The 24,665-nt window shown below is 38.5% G+C and carries 17 protein-coding genes; 6 read left to right on the top strand and 11 right to left on the bottom strand.

Annotation, left to right across the window (positions count from 1 at the left end; all coding sequences use genetic code 11):
- Positions 1 to 110 precede the first annotated feature (110 nt).
- From C9J31_RS03385 to C9J31_RS03370, 4 genes are all read right to left on the bottom strand, one after another.
- Positions 111 to 1,055, bottom strand: a complete 945-nt coding sequence (locus tag C9J31_RS03385) for a C40 family peptidase (protein WP_107947456.1) — start codon at positions 1,053 to 1,055, stop codon at positions 111 to 113.
- Between the two features lie 282 nt (positions 1,056 to 1,337).
- Positions 1,338 to 2,420: a CAP and S-layer homology domain-containing protein gene (locus C9J31_RS03380; RefSeq protein WP_107923614.1), complete on the bottom strand. Its 1,083-nt coding sequence runs from the start codon at positions 2,418 to 2,420 to the stop codon at positions 1,338 to 1,340.
- A 236-nt stretch (positions 2,421 to 2,656) separates the two neighbouring features.
- Entirely contained in the window at positions 2,657 to 3,316 is a 660-nt protein-coding gene (locus C9J31_RS03375; protein WP_107947458.1) for an S-layer homology domain-containing protein, read from the bottom strand.
- Between the two features lie 75 nt (positions 3,317 to 3,391).
- On the bottom strand, positions 3,392 to 6,895 hold the full coding sequence (locus tag C9J31_RS03370; RefSeq protein ID WP_107947460.1) for a hypothetical protein: 3,504 nt from the start codon (positions 6,893 to 6,895) through the stop codon (positions 3,392 to 3,394).
- A 418-nt stretch (positions 6,896 to 7,313) separates the two neighbouring features.
- Here C9J31_RS03370 and C9J31_RS03365 point away from each other — a divergent pair, with 418 nt between their 5' ends.
- Together C9J31_RS03365 and C9J31_RS03360 are read left to right on the top strand one after the other, a co-directional pair.
- Positions 7,314 to 7,991 (top strand): hypothetical protein, encoded by a 678-nt coding sequence (locus C9J31_RS03365; protein WP_107947462.1) that lies wholly within the window; start codon positions 7,314 to 7,316, stop codon positions 7,989 to 7,991.
- Entirely contained in the window at positions 7,988 to 9,247 is a 1,260-nt protein-coding gene (locus C9J31_RS03360) for an efflux RND transporter periplasmic adaptor subunit (protein WP_193766973.1), read from the top strand. Before C9J31_RS03365 ends, C9J31_RS03360 begins: the two co-directional genes overlap by 4 nt.
- A gap of 610 nt (positions 9,248 to 9,857) precedes the next feature.
- Here C9J31_RS03360 and C9J31_RS03355 read toward each other — a convergent pair.
- Both C9J31_RS03355 and C9J31_RS03350 read right to left on the bottom strand, forming a co-directional pair.
- Complete coding sequence (locus tag C9J31_RS03355) at positions 9,858 to 11,354, bottom strand: S-layer homology domain-containing protein (RefSeq protein ID WP_107947464.1); 1,497 nt, start codon at positions 11,352 to 11,354, stop codon at positions 9,858 to 9,860.
- 193 nt (positions 11,355 to 11,547) lie between these two features.
- Complete coding sequence (locus C9J31_RS03350) at positions 11,548 to 14,700, bottom strand: S-layer homology domain-containing protein (protein WP_107947466.1); 3,153 nt, start codon at positions 14,698 to 14,700, stop codon at positions 11,548 to 11,550.
- A 626-nt stretch (positions 14,701 to 15,326) separates the two neighbouring features.
- On the opposite strand from C9J31_RS03350, the gene C9J31_RS03345 reads away from it, so the two are divergent.
- The 3 genes from C9J31_RS03345 to C9J31_RS03335 are packed head-to-tail and all read left to right on the top strand — an operon-like array spanning position 15,327 to position 18,231.
- Complete coding sequence (locus C9J31_RS03345; RefSeq protein ID WP_107923620.1) at positions 15,327 to 16,751, top strand: MBOAT family O-acyltransferase; 1,425 nt, start codon at positions 15,327 to 15,329, stop codon at positions 16,749 to 16,751.
- Positions 16,752 to 16,761: 10 nt separating this feature from the next.
- The gene (locus C9J31_RS03340; protein ID WP_107947468.1) at positions 16,762 to 17,943 is read left to right on the top strand and encodes an alginate O-acetyltransferase AlgX-related protein; all 1,182 of its coding nucleotides are present in this window, start codon (positions 16,762 to 16,764) and stop codon (positions 17,941 to 17,943) included.
- Between the two features lie 12 nt (positions 17,944 to 17,955).
- Positions 17,956 to 18,231 carry a hypothetical protein gene (locus C9J31_RS03335; protein WP_107947470.1) on the top strand — a complete coding sequence of 92 codons (276 nt, stop codon included), beginning with the start codon at positions 17,956 to 17,958 and terminating at the stop codon, positions 18,229 to 18,231.
- On the opposite strand, the gene C9J31_RS03330 is transcribed toward C9J31_RS03335, so the two are convergent.
- On the bottom strand, positions 18,212 to 19,216 hold the full coding sequence (locus tag C9J31_RS03330) for an acyltransferase family protein (RefSeq protein ID WP_107947471.1): 1,005 nt from the start codon (positions 19,214 to 19,216) through the stop codon (positions 18,212 to 18,214). The two genes, C9J31_RS03335 and C9J31_RS03330, sit on opposite strands and share 20 nt — an antisense overlap.
- Before the next feature lie 175 nt (positions 19,217 to 19,391).
- Between C9J31_RS03330 and C9J31_RS03325 the strand changes: the two genes are divergently transcribed.
- The gene (locus C9J31_RS03325) at positions 19,392 to 19,652 is read left to right on the top strand and encodes a flagellin family protein (protein WP_054767403.1); all 261 of its coding nucleotides are present in this window, start codon (positions 19,392 to 19,394) and stop codon (positions 19,650 to 19,652) included.
- A gap of 64 nt (positions 19,653 to 19,716) precedes the next feature.
- Here C9J31_RS03325 and C9J31_RS03320 read toward each other — a convergent pair whose 3' ends face one another.
- The 4 genes from C9J31_RS03320 to galU form a co-directional block, all read right to left on the bottom strand.
- Positions 19,717 to 21,414, bottom strand: a complete 1,698-nt coding sequence (locus C9J31_RS03320; RefSeq protein WP_107947474.1) for a phospho-sugar mutase — start codon at positions 21,412 to 21,414, stop codon at positions 19,717 to 19,719.
- Positions 21,414 to 22,700 carry a glucose-6-phosphate isomerase gene (locus tag C9J31_RS03315; RefSeq protein ID WP_107923624.1) on the bottom strand — a complete coding sequence of 429 codons (1,287 nt, stop codon included), beginning with the start codon at positions 22,698 to 22,700 and terminating at the stop codon, positions 21,414 to 21,416. The genes C9J31_RS03320 and C9J31_RS03315 overlap by 1 nt, the downstream gene beginning before the upstream one ends.
- A gap of 102 nt (positions 22,701 to 22,802) precedes the next feature.
- A complete protein-coding gene (gene galE / locus C9J31_RS03310; protein WP_107923625.1) occupies positions 22,803 to 23,765 on the bottom strand; it encodes a UDP-glucose 4-epimerase GalE in 963 nt (320 codons plus the stop codon).
- Positions 23,762 to 24,646: a UTP--glucose-1-phosphate uridylyltransferase GalU gene (gene galU / locus C9J31_RS03305; RefSeq protein WP_107923626.1), complete on the bottom strand. Its 885-nt coding sequence runs from the start codon at positions 24,644 to 24,646 to the stop codon at positions 23,762 to 23,764. Before galU ends, galE begins: the two co-directional genes overlap by 4 nt.
- Positions 24,647 to 24,665 lie beyond the last annotated feature (19 nt).

Here is a 24,665-nt window from a genome sequence, read left to right as displayed (position 1 = left end):
GAGAGCCTGCAAGTGCAAACTCTCATCCATTTATACATTATTTAAAAGAACTTTCTTGCAATACTTCAAATGAAACGTAGCCCTTGTTTTATGTGAAGTGGAAATATATATTATTTCTTTAATTGTTTTGCGCGTTCAATAAAAGTTTCAAGCTGAGAAATTTTTAGCATTTCATTATAACCGAAGTTACCGTTATCTTTACCAGCTGTGATGCCATTTGTTGCAATAATTGAAATATACTCAGTTGCCCAGTAGTTTTCAGGAACATCTGCAAATGTGACAACTTCACCTTGATGCTCAAGACCAAAAGCAAGTACTAATACTTTTGCAATTTGTGCACGTGTCATTGGTGAAGATGGGTTAAACTTCCCATTGTCATCACCTTCAAAGATACCTAACTTCGCTACAGCTGCAATCGCACCAGCATGCGCATATGTTGGTTTTACATCTGTGAATTTTGTGTTTTTATCAGATGTATCTAAGTTTAAAGCTTGAGCAAGTTGCACAGCTACTTCAGCACGTGATGCATACACTGTAAAATCAATTGCAGCATCCTTTACTTCAGCCGTCGCTACTTTTGTTACTTCTGCTTGTTGCTCCGTATCAAATGTTGCAACGCGTTTTGCGCCAATGTATCGAGAAGCCCAATAATACGGATCGTCTACACTAGAATAACTAACACCTTTGCCTGTTTGAGAGTGAATCATTTTACCGTCACCTATGTATATAGCTACATGTGAGATACCACTACCACTCGTGTTAAAGAAAAGTAAATCTCCTACTTGAAGATCGCTTTTGGCTACCGCAGTGCCTTGCTGATATTGTGAGCCTGACGTACGGTTAAGTTTAATACCTAAATCTGAAAAGACTTTAGAAGTAAAGCCTGAACAATCTAGTCCGCTTGTAGTTGTACCTCCATATGAATATGGAATACCTAAATATTTAGTCGCTGTATCAGTGACTTCTGATGCAGTCGCCGCCTCAGCGTTATCTATTGGAGTTGCTGAAAATATCATAAAAGATGCAAAAATCGGTAATAACCATTTCTTATTCATACTTTTGTTATACCCCTCTCGAAGAACTTTTTTGCCTATACATAGACTATCACAAATGTTAGTATTTTAATTTTTCAATTGTGTAACGGTTTTAAAAACAGAAAAAAGTGCTGATATACCAACGTTTCGAGGTTTATCAGCACTAATAATTGGGTATTAAATTATGGTTATTCCGGTCTTTTGTAACATTCCTGTAATATTAGAGATGGTTTGTTACAGACAATTACACTTCTATGTAATTAGATTCAGTTGCATAATAGTTAACTAAATCAAATAATAAACTTATTGGCTAGAAAATAATTGCACCCAATAGTAATTTCCTTTGCTATCTTCTGCAATGGCTACACCCGTGTTTGTGTAATGTTCGCGCAGTATGTTTTCACGGTGCGATGGAGAAGCCATCCATGCTTTCACAGCCGCTTGAGGAGTTGGGATATTTCTGCCAATGTTTTCTCCTAAGCTTGTATATGGATAATCGAATAATGTCGCTAAATCCCATGGTGCCCCGTAGTAAGGGGATTCATGCTCAAAATAATGTCGATTCACCATATCCTGTGCCTTGATAACAGCGACTTGTGTTAGTGCTGCATCTAAGCTAAGTGGTTGCAGTTTATTCTTGTGTCGTTCTATGTTGATTAAACGAACCACCTCATTAGACATAGTCGATGAAAAATTAACAGTCGGGATATATGTCTTTGATAAATAATCATAGGCAACTTCAAAATTTTTCACCTTATTCGTAAAAGTAAGGCTACGTTCAATTAACGTGGCAAATTGTGCACGTGTAACCATGAGATTCGGTGCAAATTGCTGTGACTTTACCCCTTGAATAATCCCCACATCAGCTAATGATTCAATATAGTCCTTCGCCCAATGTGCTTCGTTAATATCATTAAATTTGCTGTTATTGGTTGAATCAACTTCGATATTATAGGAAAGAGTTAGCATTTTCGCAATCTGCATACGCTTTAAAGGAGAATCAGGATTGAAGCAATCACCATTTTGCAAAATGCCTAATTCAACTAATGCGCAAATCTCTTTGTAATACTGATGATTGGCAGGTAAATCTTTAAAGTCAGGCGAAAAAGAACTATCCATTTTTAGCTGCATCGAGCGTGCAATCGCAGCAGCTGCCTCCGCCCTTGTGATCGACTGATCGGGCTTAAAAGATCCATCTTCATATGTTGTCATATATTGCTCACCTAACATATGCTGAATCGAGTTACTTGCCCAATGTGTTACTGGGACATCCTTTGCGACTTCCGCCGCTAATGCTACCTCTGTTGTACTCATCAAAGATTCAGCATACGGTGTAGCCTGAAAAATAAGTGATAATATGACAATACTAGATACTTTTTTTAACATCGCTACCTCCCATTATGTAAATACATAGTGTTGTTGTATGTTCAAAGATGGAGAGAGATTTATAGATTAATTGTAAACCTATTTAGATGCTAACATTCCAAAACTCCCCTACCTCTGTGGTAGTCCATACCCTTCAAGACCATATATAAACATACCATTATTACCGAATTTTTCCTATAATATTTTTAAAAAACACTCTAAAGGTAAGTTAATACCAAAGAGTGTTTTTTAACGTACTATTCTACACTAATAATATATAGGTGATTATCATTTTTTTGTAAGGTGCGATAAAGGAATAAAGCCATTTGTCCACGGCCAATATCCATATACGGTGAAAAAGTTGTCGAACTGGTGCCTTCCGTAATACCATAATTTAATAACGTTTGAATGTACTGGTTGGTTTCAACATCTTCCGTAAAATCTGCAAAAGGTGCCGATAATGTTGTTGCCTGCTGTAAATTAAATCCTAATGTTAAAATCTTCGCCATTTGACTGCGCTTCATATAATTATTCGGACTATAATTTGTTCCTTTTTGGATAATACCCTGTGCGGCAAGGGCTGCAATATGCCCATAATATGTATGAGAAGTCGGTACGTCATTGAAGCCAGGATTTTCTACATTTTTGGTATCTAACTTCAGCGCTTCTGCTAAAAAATAGGCCGCTTCCCCTCTTGTTAACTGTTGATAAGGGCTGAACGTCGTAGAAGTTGTACCAAATACAATTCCCAAGCCATATAATTCGCTAACTGCTTTGTAAAGTTCGGCCTCGCTACCACTATTTTTAATATCTTTAAATGGCATTGTAGCTGCTTCTGTCGGTAACACTGCAACACAGGGTGCCACCACTGCAGCAGTTATGAGCGCCCATGCTCGTCGTGAATGCTTTTTGTTCATTCTCTCCGCCCCCTTCTCATTAACTTTACTGACTGCTAAAAAAAATGAAAAGAGGGTTTCCCCCCTCTTCACTAATTAGTTTAATCCTAATGCATTTATATGATCTTGCAAAATACGATAATTATATACTAAATCCTGTTGTTCAAGAGTAAGTGCGCTATACAGTTTTTGTGCAGCAATTACTTTCTTTTCAAATGTTTTACTGTCTGAATCTAATTCCGCAATCGCATTGACAACCTTTAAAACTGCTGCGATATCTTTTTCTGCCTTCTTCAGTGCGTCATAGTTAAGAACTTGTCCCCTTACTTTTGAATCTAATGCCTTATAAGCAGCAACAGCATTGGCAACATCTTGTATATACGTGCTAGATGTTGGAGACAGACTAGCTATTAACTCGACTACTTTCTTTACTTCACTCATGTTTTTCTCAGCATCTAGCAAGATAGAATAATTAGACACCCTTTGCTTGTCTGTTGTACTTAAGCTATCGTAATCTCTACGCACCGACTCAACCATTCCAAAGTACATTTTGTCACTTGGTTTTAACGCAGCAATGCTTTTATAAACTTTAATGACATTATCTAATGATAAAAGAAGTTGCTCATTATAGACATATCTACGTTGAGTGGCAGAAAGTTTATCATAAGCATTTAAAATCTTTTGATATTGACTGTCCATATTTTTAGATGTCATAAGCTTGTCAATCTCTTGCACAATGCTAATAACAGGCTTGATAATTTTTTCTTGCTCTTGTAAAGTCTTATAATTTTCCACAGCCATTTGCTGATCTCTTGGCAGTGCATTATAGGCTGCGCGAATCTCATCAATACGTTTAACATATTGATGAGGTTCAATCGAAGATAGTTCATTAATCATTCGTTGGACATTACCTGCACCTAATATACTTGTTTCAGCAGCTTGTAATAAATGGTAGTTCGTGACATATTGCTGCATGTCCTTGCTTAACGCATCATATAATGCACGTGCTTGTGTAGTATCTGTATGGAATGTTTTGCTAGACGATTTTAACTTACCAATCAACTCAATGACCTTGGCAGTTGGCTCATAGTTTTGTAATGTTGCGATATTATGAACATAACTCTTTTGGTCCTTTGTTAACTTATCGTAGGCTTTACGTGCAGCATTCACTTTACTGACGAAGTTACTTGCCCCTGGCTCTAAACCATCAATTTGCACCATGACAGTTAGAATGGGCTTCACTTGTTTTTCACGATCCGTTAATGTTTTTATATTGACTACAAGCTTTTTTTGCCCCGAAGATAGTTTGTCGTAAGCTACTCGAGCATTCATAAGCTTTGTTAAATAGTCAGCATCCTCTGGTAATGCTGCATCTATCAATGAAATAACAGTATGTGCAGATGTTAGTTCAGTTTCAGCTGTAACTAGCTTATCATAGTTAATGACAGCCTGTTGCTTCTCTGGTGGCAAAGCATCATAATTTGTACGTGCTGTTTTTAAATCATTTAAAAACGTCTTACTTGTAGGTTTCAATGTTTCAATTAAACCAATTAATGTAGCCACATCTTCAACTGCTGTTAACTGTGCATAGTTCGTCACACGTTTTTGCGATGCTGCATCTAATGCATTGTAAGCTTTACGTGCTGCTAAAACCTTTTTTGTATAGTCTTTATTCGATGGATTTAATGCGGCAATTAAATTAATGACTTTCACAACATTGGCATTGTTTTTCTCGTATGTCGATAGTGTTTTATATTGCGTCACTAATTTCTTCGCATTTTTGTCCATTGTTTTATATTCTGCAGTAAGTGCCGCTACTTTGGCTACAAATGTAGTATCAGGTTCATTTGCTAACGCAAGTACACGATCATCAAACGCTTTTGCTGTTGCGATATAGCCTTTCGCCGTTTCAAGGTCTCGAGAATTCGTTACTAGTTTTTTGGCTTCGTCAGATAAACCTTCAAAGCTTAGTTTCAATGTTTCAACTGTATCTTTATACGTTTTCTGCGAAGTGTTTAAGGCCATAATTTGCGTAACGACATTCATTGCTTCCACTTGGTCTTTCAAGTTTTTATAGTTTTTCACATATTCTCGTTTTGTCACATCGAGCTTTAAGTAAGCTGTATTCGCAGTCTTCGCTTTTTTGGTATAATCCTTAGCTGCTGGATCAAGCTTTTCGACAAGCGCAATGACATTTAACACTGCTTTATGTGAGTTTTCCCAACTCGTTAACTCTGATAGATTATTAACGATTTTCTTCACACTTGCCGCATCAATTTTTTTTCCTTCTGGAGCTACGGGTGTATTGTATGCCGTACGAGCCTGCTCAATTTGTGTAAGTTTATCTGTAGCTGTGGCAACGCCAGAAATCAGTCCCTCAATCACCTCTGCTGCAGCAATATTTTCTTCTGCCAATTCTAAATCTGCGATATTTCTGACAAAATCTTTTTTATCTACAACAACTAGGTTATTAAGTGCTGCTCTAGCATCTTTCACTGCTTTACGATAAGCAGCATCATTTGAAATACGCAGTGCTGTAATTTGTTTAGAAATACTTGCAGCATCTTGATATGGCTTAAGTGCATCGTAATTTGTTACTAAACGTTTTGAGTCTGCATCTAATTTGTTATAAGCTGTTTCAATTGTTGTTATAGCACCAATGAAGCTTGTTGCAGAAGTAAAGTCTTCTGGTTTCTTAGTAGTTAGCTGCGTAATACTAGCAACTACTTGGTCAGCTGCTGATAAGTTAGCTAACACCTCTGTATATTTTTTATAGGGCGTCACAGCTGCATTATTTGGGTTATGGGCTGTGATAATTTTCTTTTGATCCGTCGTAAGTGTGCTAAAACTAGTCGTTACTTTCGCTGCCGCTTCCGCAATTTGAGTGGAAGATGATGCCGTATTTTCTAACACCGTGATAAAACCCTCTAAATTGTTAATGGTTACACTTGCTGTCGTAACATCTTCATTCATTTTTACAAGCTTCGCAATATCTGTACCGTTCTTTTTAAAATAATCATTTCGTTGTGCTTCATTATAGCCATATTGTAGGGCTGTGCCACGTACTGACGACACAATGCCAGTTGCATCCGGAGAGGCGAGGGCTGTATTAACGGCATTCTCAAAAATTGCTTGGACATGTAAATAGCTACCTGCATCTGGGCTTGTCCCTGAACCTAAAAATGTAGTGTAGTCCTTTTGAACATTTGTCACTTCAGCAACAAATGTTTTACTTGTATAAGACAATGCACTAATACGCTTACCGATTACCTTTAGTTCTTCTAATAAAGCTCGTTGGCTCTCAATATAATTATATTTCGCTGTAATAAATTTAATTTCTTCTGCATTGAAATCTGTTGTACTTAAAACCGCGACATCTCCCTTTGCGATGACCATGTCATTGGCACTTGATGTTTCAGATAGTTTACCGAATTGAGTAATTGTTTTTTCCCTTGTGTCAGTGGCCGCTACTGCATTGATATAGGCGGCTTGCTCTACTTGCGGTGTCTGGGGTTGCTGGGCAACTTCTTGTGCACTGGCAATTGCTGCCGGCGTTAATAATAAACTTGTTAACACACCAACTTTTAATGGTTTTTTCAAAAATATCCACCCTTTCTTATTTGTGTTATATAGGAATATAGATATGTATCATTTAATTGCATGTACTTACTTTAGTATCGGTACTATTTACTTGATTTCAAGCTATTCTCTTAAAGTCACTCACATCCTTTACTAACTTACAGTTTATTGTTATTTTTAGATGGAATAGGCTTTTTATAGGAAGTTATTGTTAGGATACTATATAATTGTTTTATGTGCATGTATCCCGTTTTTTAATGACTAAAGCACATAAAGAAAGCAGGTCGTGCAAGTAGAACTAAGAACCTCTTAAGTGCTCATTAAAGATTTACGTTATCGAGAGAATTACTTGAAAAAGTCAGCAATTATACTATGTTATTTACCAGTAATTAGGTGTATACTACATCTTTAATATGCATTACTAGAAAGGGAGCTATATATGTTTTATCACTATAAGTTTTGGCACAGCTTAACGCATCCCGTTACCTTCACACAAGCACTCGAGGGAGGCGAAATACGAGGCTATAAAAAAAGATCATTAGTCGTGTTTCTACTCTTTATCCTACTATTCGTCATAAGAGAGTTTTGGGGTATGGGGACAGAAAGCTTAACAACGTTATTTGCAATGAATAATCAGGATGAATATTATACCGCTCGACTTCTCTCAATGGTGGGGGCCATTATATGGGGAATCATTTATTATTGCTTCCAATACTTCGGCGTTACATACATGTTATATCTATTAACGGATATTCCATACAAATGGATTCAAAAAGTACAACTCTATGTAATGGCGTTTTTACTTATTGAAAAGGCAATTTTATTTGCTGTATTCTACGGAGTCGGCTATTCTACAACATTCTCTTTCTTTTCACTTGCACCTATTGCACAGCTATTCATTGATGCAGATGTTGTACTATTTGTTATTAATCAGTTAACGGCAGCAACTGTACTCACGATAATTGTACAATTCACATTTCTTTCTAAATGGGAAGAAGCAGCAGATCGTAAAGCGTTATTGGCGAAAATTATCGTAATACAAGTGTTAATGGCGGTAATTGTTGGCATGATTAGCGTTTTACCACTACAGGAATGGATTACAAGGGGGTTAGGATGATGCGCTTTATTAAATCCAGACCTTGGACAAGCTTGAGTATCATTGTGATAGCGCTGTTAATTGGCGTAAATGCGTATTTTGTTTTCAAGGCTGATAGCAAGGTGGCTCGTTCATACTTTATCGATGAATTTCAAAGAGCCACTACTAGCGACCGTGTAGAAACAGTCAAGAAGGATGCTATAGTAGCACCAGCAGAGACCTATACAATTTCTGCAGAAGCGAAAAGCTTATCAGCGGTTAACGTAAAACGTGGTCAGGAAGTACATGCAACAGATGTATTGGCTACATATAAGACAGAGGAAGTTGATGATGAATTGACGAAGTTGGAGGCTGAGCGCTCTGCTTATGAAACGGAACTAAGCGACTTAGAATCCGCCTTAGCTCAAATTGAATCCGAATTCGGTGGAGCTTCTGATCCGAAAAGCTCTATCAACACCGATCAGATTAGTGACAAACTAAATGTCAATGTCAAATTAGAATTGGCCCAACAAAACTCTCCTTCAACAGCTGTGGCCATTTTAAATCGTCATATTGCTGAGGCGGCTCGTCAAGTAGCGCTAATGGACGCTCAAATTGCTCAAATTCAGGCACGCCAAGGTGTTATTAGCCCTGTTGACGGTGTTATTTCCAAAATTACCGAAGATGCTGGCACAATGACTTTTGAAATTTACTCTTCAGAAAAAGCTATGATTGCCTACTTATCACAGGAAGAATGGCAACAGGTCGTAGCTGGACAAACGGTTAATTTTGACTTACAACATTTTGAGGATGATCTTTCGGGTATCGTACTTGAAAAACAAATGATTGCCACAAATAATGAAACTACATGGGCACATGAATTAGCTAAATCTGTCAAGCTACCACAGCCTTCAAGCTATGAAGTAACGCTACAACCGGATGATTTGCTAGTAGACTTTCCCTTCTCAACCGTCGGTAAAGCTTCTATTATTGTGAATGAAGCATTTGATGCTTATCAGGTCAATTCCGCTTGGGTGAGAACAGCAAAAAATGATGTTCACCGTGTTTATATTATTGATAGAGACGGCAAAATTCGACTTGAGGACATTGATGTTGCATTCAAAACAGCAAACGCCACTATCTTTACTGGCTATATGGATGAAGGGACGCCAATCATAACAAATGAACAGCGCAATATATTAGCGCGTTCATTCCGTACAATGCCCCTTGAAAAAATTGAATGGCAACATTTCAAAGAAATTGGCTGGAAAGACTATGTAAAGTACATCATCTTCTAAAATATAAAAACCTCCCCGTGTTTGTGGGGAGGTTTTTATTAATTTTAGACAAACTGAACTGCCCTAAATTGTAAGAAACCGTTGATTTCCGTTCCAGGCGCTCCCTTTCCGCAGGCACGGCTCCAACTAATTTATGCGGCTGCTTGGCCGCATAAATGGATTTTCCGCTCGTGCTGTTCCTGCAGGAATGTCACGCCTTCCACTCCAATCAACATGCCTATTGATAGCCTATTCTGCTAAAAATACTTGAGGCATAATAAGCATGACGTCGAATAATGCACGTGAACAACTTGAAATGCACCTTCAAAAACGCCAAAAGATATTCGGAATAATTACATTGCAAATACCTTTTGAAAATTTATCAGAAATACATCACTTCATTTATAAACGTACGAGTTGATTGGAGCACAGGCGGCGAGTGTACTGACTGCATTCGCATTTCGTTACAGAGCAAAGCTTCCTGGGGAATAGCATGAGCTTAAGGCCCCGCAGGAACGTAGCAACGAGGAGACTGAAGCCATGCCCACGAAATGCATCGGCCTTAGCGGAAATCAAGGATACTTATAGATACTTCTATTGTTATCGGAATCTATCAACATTTTCCTATTAGTTATCTGAATGATCCATTCATTTCCTTCTCTGTAGACAATTCATAGTACATCGACGTTACGCCACTTAGCTCGTAAATCATGCCATGCATGTATAGCTTTTCACCATTTGCTCCCATCAAACGAATCGCAAAAATGGCATCACCCTTGCCTGCTCTGTTTACGGTTACACCGTCTGGTGAAGATGTCACGTCAATGATTTTATGATCATGAACAGCACCAGTATATTGCTCAATTTTATAATCCGTTACAGCAAAACCTACCTCACTGGTCGGAATGAATACGCTGCTCATCTCTACTGCATGTGATGTATATAAATCATAACCGTCTGTTTCAGCATGAATACCTACACGTACTGTTTTCCCGGCATCATCAGAGAATGTAGCAATATAATCACCCGCCTGCATTAACTTCAGCGCGTAGCTAGCCCCTTTGGGAATACTTTCTTCATCCCAACCTTCGAATTCGAATGGCTGATAGGCATATACTTTATCACTTACTGTGTGACCCGCCGCAGTTGTTAACTTGATATGCTTAGGATTAAAACCTAAGTCTTCTTCAAAAAACAGCGATGTGCTCGGTGCTATTTCATCTGTTTGCTGGCAAGTCATCTGTAACTTTCCATCTACTTTTGTAATCACAATCTTATATTTTTGAGATTCGACTACTTCATAATTTCCTTCGTCATCGATTGTATAACCTGTCAGGACAAAGTAACCAGACCCCTCACTTAACGCTTCAAATTTCACACCATCATTCATAGAATAAATACGGAAAAATTCCTGCTCCTGATCTTCCGTCCAATTATTGTAAGAGAATGCCTCGAGATAATCGGCTCCAAAGTCATGTGTTTTAAATTCTTGGAAGACACGACTGGCCTGCATTGACTCGATACGATGTACAAATAAAGCGAGTTGGGAACGCTTTACTGTTTCTTTTAAACCAAATGTAGTCTCAGTGACACCCTTGGTAATTTGATTGTTATATAAAGGAGCCACTGCATAGTAAGCCTCGGAATATTTAACCACATCGGTAAATGGTAATGTCTGATCATAATCGTAATTATCTAATTGATAAGCTTTTGTTAGCATATTTGCCAATTGCTCACGTGTGATAGGTTGATTGACACCAAAACTACCATCTGCAAAGCCTGTCGCAATTCCTTCATTATATAGTGCAGCAACTGCACCGTAAAATTCATCACTTGGCTTTAAATCGGTGAAGTTTGGATTTTCCACTTTTGTTGTATCTAATTGCAATAATCCTGCCAAGATTTTGGCTGCTTGTCCACGTGTCACATCAGCAAATGGCTTAAATGTGCCATCTGTATAGCCATTGATAATACCACGTTCAGCTAAATCCTTCACTGCAGCACCGTATTCCTTTGAAACATCAACATCACTAAAACTATCTGCAGCCTGTACAGTCGGTACTACTACAATGGCACTCGTCGCTAGCGCTGCAATTAAAGCACCCTGAAACAGTGTATGTTTTTTCACCTGCTCAACCCCTCAACCCATTTTATCCATCATACTATAATTATACATTTAAATAGCACCAAAAGATTCAGGATTTTCCACATAAAATAAATTTTTCACATTCGTGCCTTCAAAACAAAAAACAGTGGAGAGTTCGATTACATCGAACTTTCCACTGCTTAAATAATTTATAACGTCATGTTAAAATCAGCAATTAAAAGTCAACTTTTGCTGTAACTTTTACAGGTGTTGCACTTTGACCACCGATGTTTACACGAGCATTAAATACATCGTTTGCTTTACCTTTTGCAAATGCATCAGTTGTACCGTTTGCGCTGAACACCACATCACCAGAAACTTTAGAGAATGTTAATGTTGTTGTAGCTGTTGCAACGTCGTTAAATTTCGCTTGACCTTTAACAACTCCAGCAGCATCAGCTTCTGCAACTGTTGCCATTACACCGTATTGGTCAGTTACAACTACATCAGCTAATTGGAAGAATGCATCAAGGTTGAAGTCAGTAGCTACATTGTAAGAGTTTGTCGTTACAAAGTTAATTGTTTCGCCAGCAATGTATGCAGCAGCTTTGTTATTCTCAACAACTGCTACTTTTTCTACTGCAGGAGCAACGTTAGAGAATGTTACATCTTTAACGATTTCTTCACCTGTAGCATTGATTGTGATTGTTACTTTTGCAGTTGCAGTTTTTGCATCTTTATCAAAATCAACATTTGCTGCATCATTTGTAGTAACATCGCCATCTGCTACGTTTGAAAGAACTGTAGATTTAACAGTGTAATCAGAACCTGCTTTAAGCGTAACTTCTCCACCATTACCTGTTACTGCTTTCACAACAATATCTTTGCCGTAACCAGCTGGAATTGTATAGCCAGTAGTATTATCACCAGTTACATAGATAGGTTTGATATCTTCTACTTTATAAGAAGCAAATGAGCTATCTTTGACAACTGAAAATTGTTTTGAATAAGAGCTTGCTTCTACAGCAGTGTTGTCAGCTGTTTTTACAAGTTTGAATGTAACATTAGCAGCTGTTTTTGTTGCACCAGCTTTGTAAGTTACAGTGATTTTGTTTGTAGCAGCATCTTTGATTTCACCAGATACAGTGAATGGTGCATCAGCATCTGTGAATGGTTGGATTGTGTAACCAGCTGTACCAAGTTTCGCAAGAAGTTCATCAGTAGAGATTACTTGACCGAATTGGTCTTCAACTACGATGTCTTTTGCAGTAATGTCAACTTTAGCATCAGTTAATTCACGGATAGATGTGCTAACTTTGCTATCTAAACCAGTGATTACTTTTGGTGCAGTTGCAGCTTTAGGGATAACTGTTTGAGTAGCAACTTTACCAGTTGAAGAAGTAACAACAACTGTTACTGGTGAGTTTTCTACTACGCTACCAGCAGCTACTTTCGCAAAAAGTTCGCCGTCTTTTTCGAATAATGTACCACCTGTAATCGTAATACCTTTAGACCCGTTTAACGCAACAGTTTCTTTAATAGCATTACCTTGTTTATCTAATACAGATAATGGGAATAAAATATCCGCTCCAGCAGTAACAACTTTTGTTGGTGCTCCTAATGTAACTGAATCAGCACGTACACCTTCAGCAACTTTTACTGCAGCTTGTGCATTTTTACCTGTTGCTTTAGCGATCACAATTACGTTTGTATCACCTGAAGCTACAATGCTAGCAACAGGAAGAACGATTACTTCTTTACCGTCGATTGTTTGTTTTTCAAACGCACCAAATGTTGCAACAGCTTGGTTTGTGTTAGTCACAAGAACTTCAGCGTTAGCACCATTTAAACGATTTAAATCAGTAATTTCTTTACCATATTGGTCTTTCACAGTAACTGGAAGATAGAATTTATCTTTTGCTAAATTAGTATCTTCAGTTAACGTTTTGCCATCTTTGTTGTAAAGAGTACCAATCGTTGCTTCAGAAACAACAGTTTTAGCTGAAACTGTTACTGTTTTTGTAGTAGTAGTTGCAGTTGAACCGTGAATAACTGTAAGGACAACTTTGTCGCCTTCTTTAAGTCCAGCAGCTTTTGTCATTGTGATTGAACCGTCTGCATTTGCTACTGCTGAATCAGCACCTGCTGCAGAAAGAGTTAACGAGGAAGAATTTAATTTAGTGATATCTTCACCGTATTGGTTTGTAACATGGTAACCAATTGTTGCAGTTGAAGTACCAGTTGATGGCGCTACTTCACCAAGAATTTCAATACCAGCTACTTTTTCGTCTTCTGTTTTCACAGAACCAGTTACTGCTTGTTCTGAAAGACCAGTTACGCTAACTGTAAATTCACCTTTAGTGATTTTGCTTGTTAATTCAATTGTTGCAACTGTTTTATCTTCGTTCCAAGTAATAGCAGAGAAGTTAGATTTAAAGCCATCTTTTTTAAGTTCAAATTTAGCTTTTTCAGTGTCAACAGCTTTATTGAATGTTACTGCTAAAGTTTTTGCATTAACTGCATCAACAGATTTTACATTTAACTCGGCTACTTCATATGTAACCACAGCTGAGTAAGATTTACCATCGATAACGAAGTCTACTTTTGTCTCTTCATTTTCTGGAAGAGCAGTTTCTAATGTTACCGTATGTTTTGAATCATCAGATAAAGTTACTTCTAAAGTTTTTGCATCTACAACTTTTACTGCTTTCACAGATAAAGTTTCTTCAGCAAGATTTGTAATTGTACGGTTTAAGAATGATGCAAATTGACCGCGTGTTAAAGAATTTTTAGGATTGAACGCTTTCACGTTTGTAAGTCCTGCATACTCTAACGCGATGATTGCTTCACGATTTTCTTCAGCTGTAGCATTCTCTAAGTCTGTGATTGTAGATTTGAAATCTGATTCTTTGTAATCTGCCACTAAATCTACGTTGTAAACAGTTTTAATGGCACGTACTAAAACAACTGCCATTTGTTCACGAGACATGTTATTTGTATGCATTAATTTGTTGTTAGAGCCTTTGAAAACGCCTGCATCTTTCACAAGTGCTGCATATTGTAATAATTCTTTGTCTGGTGCTGTTGTTGGTAAGTCAGTGAAACGAGCTTCTGTTGCGTAATCTGTAGGAATTTCGTAGTTTTCAGAAACTAACCATTTCCCTAAGAATTTCGTTACATTGCCACGAGTAACAACTGCGTTAGGTTTGAACGTACCGTCTGGGTAACCCCCTACGATTTTAGCGTCTGCTAATGCTAAAATGGCATCCTTATGGTCATTGTCTTCAATATCAGAAAAGCTTGCTGCGCTTGCTACTGGTACGATTGCTGATGCTACTAGGGCCGCTGATGCTGCGCCGACAACCCATTTACTATATTTTTGTTTCATGTGCAAATACCTCCTAGATAAATTAGCCACTTCTGTGACTACGACTCTATTATAAGTCCAGTAGAATACACATTTCAAAGTGCAATATATGGAATGAAAGATGTGGTAAAACTAGATTTTTAAAGGGTTTATACCCTCATTTTGGATTTAAAATATGTGCATCTGCACAATACACACTCGTTATTTTTCCAATAAACAATACCTATTTCACATAAATAACAATGAAATATCCTCCTATATGACCAATAAAGTTTTTCCATGTTCTTTGTAAAAAAAATTCACTGGACAATCATTAGTGAACAAATAGTGAATTTACGTTACAATAAGATAGGTAATTTATTCATGAATTACCTTTAGATATTAGCTTAGTATTCCTGAAATTAGCAATCTAGCTAGTAGAAATCATGTACTATTAGCCATTTTTAGAGTTCAATCAGTGATTTTGATGATGCAATTGGTAATTATCGAGATTCTATCAGCGATTGTTGGGGTGCTATCAGCGATTTTGTCGGGCTATCAGCGATTGTCGGGATTCTATCAGCGATTACGACGGCTCTCAGCATACTTAACTATCAACAATAACAACAACTTGTTTTTTAATTTAATAGGAATGGGGATTTGAAGGAATGGTTTTTAGTAGCCTTATTTTTTTATATGTCTTTTTGCCATTAGTGCTCATTGTGTACTTCATCTCTCCGAAGATGCTACGTAACACGATTTTACTGTTGGCCAGCTTGTTCTTTTATGCATGGGGCGAACCGAAATATGTACTGTTAATGATGCTTTCGATTTTGCTCAACTACGTACTCGGGATCGTCATAGAAAATACGGTGTCACAGTCCAAACGAAAAACACTCCTTTGGTTAGTCATCGTGAGTAATTTAGCAATCTTAGGCTATTACAAATATGCTGGCTTTTTTGTTGACATCCTTAACAATTACTTGGAGCAGCCTATTGAATGGCAAGCCGTACCGCTGCCAATCGGTATTTCATTTTACACGTTCCAAGCACTAAGCTATGTTATCGATGTCTATCGTAAGGATGTAAAAGCACAACGCAACATTTTAGACTTATCACTTTTTATTACATTGTTTCCACAGCTTGTAGCTGGACCTATCGTTCGCTATCAAACGGTAGCCGAGCAGATTAAAAAACGTCTTTCCACGGCAGAAGATTGGCTGATTGGTACTCGACGTTTCGTGCAAGGTTTAGCGAAAAAGGTGCTGATTGCCAATCCAATGGGCGAAGTAGCCGATCATGTCTTTAGTTTATCGGGCGGTGACTTAACAACCGGAACTGCATGGATAGGGATTTTAGCGTACTCCCTACAAATTTATTTCGACTTCTCGGGCTATAGTGACATGGCCATTGGTTTAGCACGTATTTTTGGCTTTAAGTTTGAAGAAAACTTCAACTATCCATACATTGCGCAATCCGTAACAGACTTTTGGCGTCGCTGGCATATTTCACTCAGCAGCTGGTTTAGAGATTACGTCTACTTCCCACTCGGGGGTAGTCGCGTTAGTCATGAATGGAAACTCTATCGAAACTTGCTTATCGTCTGGACGTTAACAGGCTTTTGGCACGGAGCAAGTTGGACCTTTATGGCTTGGGGCTTTTATTACGGCATACTAATCTGCCTGGAAAAATGGGTGCTGTTAAAATGGTTGGAACGTATTCCACGCTTATTACGCCATATTTACATACTCATTATCGTCATGATTGGCTGGGTATTCTTTAGAGCGAATGACTTTACATATGCTTTCACATTTATCAAAACGATGTTTGGGCTATCAGATGTACCGCTTTATAATTATGAAACCATTTTACTGGCAAAAGATTATGCTATTTACTTGATTGTAGCCATTATTTTTGCGGTACCAATTTATCGACTTTATCAACATTGGAGTGAGCAAAAGGCTGCTACTTCCCTTGCTTTCGACTGGGGATTACGCCTTACGCAAACAATTTACTATGGCGCGCTGTTACTATTTATCACGATGTTTTTAGTGAACGCAACCCATAATCCATTCATTTACTTTAGATTCTAGGTGGGACATCATGCGAAAAATTCAAACGTACCTTTTACCAATTACCTTTTTTTGCATCATTTTCGGTGGCTTCGTCGTGCATGTGTTAACGGTGGATCGCCCGCAATCAGAAATGGAGAACCGTCCGTTAGAATCAGCAAATATTTCTCCGAGCCCCCAGGAGATCTTTTCTGGGCAATGGTCAAAACAGGTAGAATCCTATATTTCCGATCAATTCCCCGCACGTGATACATGGATGCGCGACTACGTCTTCTTCCAACGTGCCATGGGCAAAACATATTTAAACGATAAGTATGCTGTTGATGATGAAAGTGGTTGGATTATTTCTAAGCCAGCCGCAGCAAAATCTGAAGACGAGCTTGCCTCCTTTGCTACAGATTTACAGAAACTAAGTGAAGGGCTAGCTGAAAAAAACATACCTTTCACGTTTTATTCACTACCAGCTAAAGCGACCTACTCACGCGAGCCAAGTCCGAGCTATATGCCCGATGATGCAGGTATCGCCAACAATACAAAATTACATGGGCTTGTCACAGCTGCCGGTGTAGACAATGTGCGTCTCTATGATGAAATGAAGGAAGACTTTTCTGCAGAACGAAGCTTCTTTAAAACGGATCATCACTGGACAATGCGCGGTGCCTACTCAGGTTATGAGGCACTGTTGAAAACAATAAGCGCACGACTTGGTGAAACCATTAAGCCAATTCCATTCGATGAAGCTAATACATTTTGCTTACCTAATCAGTTCGCCGGCTCATGGAATAAAATCCTATACATGACTGTGGATAACAATGAACAAATTTGCTATAACGAGCCTGCTTCATTTGCGACACAGTTCACAATTTACGACGGGACAATCGAAGAGGGCGTCACTGCTCCATATGAGGCAGTGTATGGACGTGCCAAGCAAATGAACCCTGATGCGTTAGTGAATTATGCTGACGCCTATAGCCGAGACTTTGCCGAACTCACGATTGTAAACGACACCTATGATAGTGGCAAACATCTTGTAGTCATCAAGGATTCTTACTTTAACACCATCCAATTTCATGTAGCCAGTCACTTTAAAACAGTAACCATTTTAGACTTACGTTATCTAGAGAAAAATGTAATTTCTTATTTACAAAGCATGCAACCAGACTATGTCGTGCTTGCCTACAATGATCGAAACCTAAAATTAATGCCGGAGTGATCGATACTGTGAATGAAAGTCACATTTCTATCAGCGATTGTAATGGTTTTATCAGCGATAACTGCCCTTCTAGTGGCGATTCCGACTGTTTTACCGGCGTTAACTGCCCTTCTTGCGGCGATTCCGACTGTTTTACCGGCGTTAACTGCTCTTCTTGCGGCGATTCCGACTGTTTTACCGGCGTTAACTGCTCTTCTTGCGGCGATTTTCATCTACACACAAAAAAGCAGTGATTTCTATCCACTGAGAAATCACTGCTTTTTCATTTTTATGAGACACGCTTTCTGATTTTCCCGACGATCCATTGACTGAATGGTAACAATGAAATCAACTTCGTCAGCACGATGCAAACGACTAACGTCCACAGCATTAACAATGGCACGCGGACAAGTGTGCTATCAAAATGCGCTACAAACCATCCTGTCGATAAGCGCAAAACTTCCCAATGCATGAGATAAATCATAAATGCATATTGACTGATGATGCGAGCGACTTTCGTGTGCGGCACCGACTGCCCCCAAGCAATCACAAACAGCACCACACTCATCACTAATGGCACTAAATCGAGTCGTCTCGAATGCACTTCCGTATATCCGAGTAGCAAACGCATGTACAAAAATACAGCAGCTAACAGTACCAACACAATCGTCGCAACGCGATACTTCTTTGCCATCTCTGCAATTTGCGAATAATACATCCCTATTGCATAGGCCACTGCAAAATAGCCAAGCCAACCTGTAAACAATAAACGAAGCACCATGGCATTGTCTGTAAAAATAGGATACGGCAACAAAATAACCGTATGATGAATGAGCGTAATCAGCACACATACTGGTAAAAACCATGTGAACGACCACTTAAAACGCTTCATCAGCGCAAATACTACATATAGCTGCATAATCACAACGACAAACCAGCCAACAAACTCCCCATAAACCACATTGTTCACATACTTTTCCCACAACAAGCCCTTGAGATAAATCGACTCCACAAGGGACGCATCTATAAATGCCCACACTAAAAAAGGCACAAAAATATAGTGAATTCTACTCGACCAAAAATTAGTCGGTATTTGCTCACGATAACGATTCGCCAATATTAAAATCGACAATACAATAAATGTTGGCGTAGCATAGCACAGCGCAATACGTAAAAACAAATAAATCGTCTGATCCGGCTCTACACCGACCTCCATAATAACCCATGAAGACGTGTGCAATAGTAAAATGGATAAACACGCCACCACACGTAGGTAATCCCACTCTTTAATCACGACAACATTCTCCTAGTACTTTTTTCTCTCTAGTAAGCATGTCATATAATGTCGAAGAATGCAATGGCGATACTTGTAATCTACTTTTCTATGCTATAATGAAGGAGATTTTTAATAGACAGATATGATAATAAAAATAGAGGAAATAAATTAAAAGAAATGTGAGGTGGATGAGATGGAGAAAGCATTAACGCAAATTTTAGGACAACTACAACAAATTAATCAACACATCAACAATATTGAATCACGCCTTGATTCAATTGGAAACCGACTTGAAATACTTGAATCAGAACAGCAACAAATCAAACAAGCTGTTTTAGAGACAAATGAAAAAGTGAATCGACTAGAAGCCATTCAAGAAAGCCAACATCGCATTATCGAATTACTGTCAGCTCGTTCCATTCAACATGAAGCAGAATTGAAAAGAATACAATAAGAAAACGCCCTCTTCTAAGAAGGCGTTTATTAATTTTGTAAAGTTTATATTACGATGTTAGTATTTACACAAAAACAGCTTGAAGACGCTTCAATTTCTCGCTTGCCTCTTCTTCCGACTCCCCAACAACGCCAAAATAGAACTTGCATTTTGGCTCTGTACCTGATGGGCGAATAGCAATCCAAGATCCGTCATCTAGTACAAATTTCAATACGTTTTCCTTTGGTAATACAATAGGCTTAGTAGTTCCATCAGCTAAAGTTGAAAGACCTGTTAAATAATCCTCAAAACCTCTCAAAGCTACTCCACCTATCGATTGAGGTACATCTTGTCGAAGATTATTTAAAATCTTCTTCATTTCTTCTTGACCGTTCTTTCCTTCAAACACTTGAGATACAAGTGCTTCTTTAAAAAAGCCATACTCACGATACAAATTATGCAGGCCATCTAATAAAGTCTGCTCATTCTTCGCATAGAAGGCAGCCATCTCTGCTACCTTTAACGCAACTTGTACTGCATCTTTGTCACGCACAAATGTTTCGATTAAATAACCGTAGCTTTCTTCATAACCAAATAGATATGAATAAGCCCCTGTTTTTTCATACTCTGCAATTTTTTCTGCGATATATTTAAAGCCTGTTAACGTATTCACAGTTGCTACACCAAACTGTTTGGCAATCATTGCTCCTAATTCGGAGGTTACAATTGTTTTCAACACAACTCCATTATCAGGAAGCGTACCATTCAACTGTTTTGTTGACAATAAATAATGAAGCAATAATGCACCAAGCTGATTCCCCGTTAATAGTTCATAATCTTCCCCGTTTTTCACTGCCACGCCTAAACGGTCTGCATCTGGATCTGTTGCCAGCAAAAGGTCCGCTCCTACTTCCTTCCCCAGCTCCATTGCTAACGCAAAGGCAGCGGGCTCCTCTGGGTTAGGGTAAGAAACAGTTGGAAAATCACCATCCTGTATAGCTTGTTGCTCCACAATATGTACCTGTTGAAAACCAAACGCCTGCAAGCCTTCAAGAACAGGCACTAAGCCTGCACCATGCAATGGCGTATAAACAAGCTTCATATCTAGAGCAATATTTTCATTGTCCTTTAATGTTAAAAGATGATCTAAATATGTGGTATCCATATTACTTCCAAGCCATGTCAAGAACCCTTGCTGTTCTAGTTGCTCAAGTTCAGATACCTTAATAGAAAATATATCCTCGATATTTTCCATATGTGCCACGATGTCATTCGCAAATTGAGGTGTTAGTTGTGCACCGTCCTCGCCATACACCTTAAAGCCATTATACTGTTTAGGGTTATGACTTGCCGTTATGACAACACCTGCATAGGCATGTAATTGGCGCACTGTAAATGATAACTGCGGTGTTGGTCGTGCTTCATTATAGACATATGAATAAATGCCATGTGCTCCCAGCACACGAGCCGTCTCACAAGCAAATTCATAAGAAAAGTGACGTGTATCATAAGCAATGACAACACCTCTTTTTTTAGCGGCTTCGCCATTCGATTCGATATAACGAGCAAGTCCTTCTGCAACACGACGAATGGTATAAAGGTTCATACGGTTTGTTCCAGCACCTAAAACACCACGCATTCCACCAGTGCCAAAAGATACGTATTGATAAAAGCGATCTTCTATTAAACTATTATCTTCAGCAATAGATGCAAGGTCCTCTGCTAAATAATTTGGAAGATTCGTCTCTATCCATCGATTATATAATTCACGAATATTTACCATTACTTTAACACCTTCTCTTCTTTCAACAACTCTAGCATTTTGCGTTTATACGCTTCAACTCCAGGCTGATCAAATGGATTAACCTCAAGCAAACACGCACTCATCGCACAAGCTTTCATAAAGAAATAAATCAAGTAACCTAGGTGGTACGCATCAAGCTTCGGTAATTCAAGCTGAATAACAGGCACCTTTCCCTCTGCATGCGCAAGTGCTGTTCCCTGTTTGGAGATGGCATTAATCTCATTAAATGTACGATTCGATAAATAATTCAGACCGTCTTCATTACGAGTATCAAATGGCACCGCTAAATCGCCTTCAATTTCATGAAAGTGTAGCAATGTTTCAAACATCACGCGACTACCCTCTTGAATAAACTGTCCAATGGCATGTAAATCTGTCGAGAAATTGACCGTTGAAGGATACAGCCCTTTTTGTTCTTTCCCTTCACTCTCACCAAATAGCTGCTTCCACCATTCATGGAACTTATTTAAACCTGGCTCAAAGGAAGCAAGCAACTCAATCGTAAAGCCTTTCTCATAAAGCATATGTCGCATGACCGCATATTTGTATGCATCGTTATGTGTTAAATCCGATTCCGCTAGCTCTTTAGCTGCATGTCGCGCACCATCCATTAAAGCACGAATATCAACTCCCGCTACTGCAACCGGTAATAAACCTACAGGGGTCAACACGGAATAACGTCCACCAATATTATTCGGAATCACGAATTGGCGATAGCCAGCTTTATCGGCAATCCCCTTCAATATCCCTTTTTCAGCATCAGTAGTCACAATAATGCGCTCAATGGCCTTATCACCATAACGTTCTTCCATATATAAACGCATTACACGAAACGCCAGTGCAGGCTCCATCGTGCCACCTGACTTTGAGATCACATTAACATATACTTGCTTTGTATCTAAATACTCAAGTAGTTCTTTAATATATGCACCGCTCATATTAAGGCCAACATAAACAACCTCAATGCCATCCTTGGCCAGACCAAAATACGGCATTAACGCCTCTTGAATTGCTCGTGCACCTAAAAATGATCCACCAACTCCAACAACGACAAGTACGTCCGCACAAGCGCGTACCTCACTCGCTACTCGTTCAATAGAAGTAAGCAGTGCTTCTTGCTTTTGTAACGGTGAATCCATCCACCCTGTTAATGGATATTGTGGTAAAGCGTAATGAATCCTTTTTACGCGATCTTTATACCGTAATATATCACTATCGTCTAGTGAACAATTCAGCAATGTTGTTTTAACAATTTCTGTTAGCACTATAGAATCCTCACTTCTTTAGGTAGAATTTGATATGTATATTATGCCATATTACAGAAAGAAAACCAACTCGAGCCTTGTCGAGTTGGTTATTTAATGCCATTATTTCTTATGCCAATTCCATGCGCTTTTTACAATATCCGTGATACCAAATTGAGCCTTCCATCCTAATTCACAATAGATTTTATCAGCATTGGCAACTAACTTAGCAGGATCACCTGCTCTTCGTTCTACATATTGCACAATGGCTTTTTTTCCTGTAATACGCTCACATGTTTCAATAACTTCTTTTACAGAGTAGCCGTTCCCATTTCCTAAATTATAAGTTGCCGTTTCAATAGTACCATTTAGCAAACCTTCAAGAGCCAGTAAATGGGCATTTGCTAAATCTGTAACATGGATATAATCACGAATACAAGTACCGTCAGGTGTATCATAGTCAGTACCAAATACTGAAATGGATTCTCTTTGCCCTAAAAAATGCTGAAGAATAATTGGAATTAAATGTGTTTCTGGAGAATGACTTTCACCAATTTCAGCTGTTTCATACGCACCAGCAGCGTTAAAGTATCGTAATACTACATATCTCATCTGATAGCTTTCCGCAAAATCTGCAAGCATTTGCTCCACCATTAATTTAGAGCGCCCATATGGATTAATAGGATTAGTAGGCGTTTTTTCATCAATGAAATCAACAGTTGGCATCCCATACGTTGCAGCAGTAGAAGAAAAGATAAACTTATCAATTTTGTTTTCCTTCATTACTTTTAATAAATTCAAAGTAGCAGTTACATTATTTTCATAGTACTTCATAGGATCAATCACAGACTCACCTACTAAGCTAAATGCAGCAAAATGCAATACCGCTTCAATATTGTATGTATCAAAAATCTGTTGAACGGAAGAAGAATCGCCTAAATCACCTTGTACGAAAGTAGCTCTTGCATCTACAGCCCATTGGTGACCCGTGCTTAGATTATCGAGCACTACTACCTCATGAGTCTTCACTAACTCTTTAACAAAATGACTACCAATATAACCAGCACCACCAACAACTAATATCATAAAGTTTCACCACTTAACTGTTTTGCTTTTTTTAAGATGATTTCTTTTACACCTTCACTTAAATCTTCACGTTCTAAGGCAAAATCAATCGTTGTTTCGATAAACCCTAATTGTTCACCTACATCATAGCGGCGACCCTCAAACTCATAGGCAAATACTCGTTGAATACCATTTAAAGATTCAATAGCATCCGTTAATTGTATTTCGCCACCCTTGCCTTTTTTCTTCTCGTCTAAGAAACGAAAGATTTCAGGTGTTAATACATAACGTCCAATAATTGCATAATTTGATGGTGCATCCTCTAATTTAGGCTTTTCAACAAATTGTGTAACCTGCATTAATCGAGTATTACTGTTTACTGGATCAATAACACCATAACGATGCACATCCTCATCTGGCACTTCTAGCACGCCAATGACACTTGACAATGTTTTCTCATATTGATTCATTAATTGTTTTAAACAAGGCTCTTCGCTTTTCACAATATCATCACCAAGCAATACTGCAAACGGCTCATCACCAATAAATTTACGCGCACACCAAATCGCATGCCCTAGTCCAAGTGGTTCTTTTTGACGAATATAATGGATTTCTACATTCGCAGATTCTTGCACCTTTTCGAGCATATCAAGCTTCCCTTTTTCAATTAAGTTCGTCTCAAGCTCAACAGCATTATCAAAATGGTCCTCGATTGCACGTTTTCCCTTGCCCGTCACAATAATAATATCCTCAATACCAGAGTCAATCGCTTCTTCTACAATATATTGGATAGTTGGTTTATCTACTATTGGTAGCATTTCTTTAGGCATTGCTTTTGTAGCGGGAAGAAAACGTGTACCAAGCCCTGCAGCTGGAATAATGGCTTTTCGGATTTTTTTCATGTTGTTTCACTCCCTTATA

The organism is Lysinibacillus parviboronicapiens (genome assembly GCF_003049605.2).
GTDB lineage: Bacteria > Bacillota > Bacilli > Bacillales_A > Planococcaceae > Lysinibacillus > Lysinibacillus parviboronicapiens.
This window is presented reverse-complemented; position numbering and strand designations above follow the sequence as displayed.

Bases quoted from the DNA above. Each gene is read 5' to 3' on its own strand.
- C9J31_RS03380 (WP_107923614.1), bottom strand. From the start codon at position 2,420: ATGTTAAAAAAAGTATCTAGTATTGTCATATTATCACTTATTTTTCAG.
- C9J31_RS03360 (WP_193766973.1), top strand. From the start codon at position 7,988: ATGATGCGCTTTATTAAATCCAGACCTTGGACAAGCTTGAGTATCATT.
- C9J31_RS03365 (WP_107947462.1), top strand. From the start codon at position 7,314: ATGTTTTATCACTATAAGTTTTGGCACAGCTTAACGCATCCCGTTACC.
- C9J31_RS03385 (WP_107947456.1), bottom strand. From the start codon at position 1,055: ATGAATAAGAAATGGTTATTACCGATTTTTGCATCTTTTATGATATTT.
- C9J31_RS03350 (WP_107947466.1), bottom strand. From the start codon at position 14,700: ATGAAACAAAAATATAGTAAATGGGTTGTCGGCGCAGCATCAGCGGCC.
- C9J31_RS03335 (WP_107947470.1), top strand. From the start codon at position 17,956: ATGAAAGTCACATTTCTATCAGCGATTGTAATGGTTTTATCAGCGATA.
- C9J31_RS03345 (WP_107923620.1), top strand. From the start codon at position 15,327: ATGGTTTTTAGTAGCCTTATTTTTTTATATGTCTTTTTGCCATTAGTG.
- C9J31_RS03325 (WP_054767403.1), top strand. From the start codon at position 19,392: ATGGAGAAAGCATTAACGCAAATTTTAGGACAACTACAACAAATTAAT.
- galE (WP_107923625.1), bottom strand. From the start codon at position 23,765: ATGATATTAGTTGTTGGTGGTGCTGGTTATATTGGTAGTCATTTTGTT.
- C9J31_RS03320 (WP_107947474.1), bottom strand. From the start codon at position 21,414: ATGGTAAATATTCGTGAATTATATAATCGATGGATAGAGACGAATCTT.
- galU (WP_107923626.1), bottom strand. From the start codon at position 24,646: ATGAAAAAAATCCGAAAAGCCATTATTCCAGCTGCAGGGCTTGGTACA.
- C9J31_RS03375 (WP_107947458.1), bottom strand. From the start codon at position 3,316: ATGAACAAAAAGCATTCACGACGAGCATGGGCGCTCATAACTGCTGCA.
- C9J31_RS03340 (WP_107947468.1), top strand. From the start codon at position 16,762: ATGCGAAAAATTCAAACGTACCTTTTACCAATTACCTTTTTTTGCATC.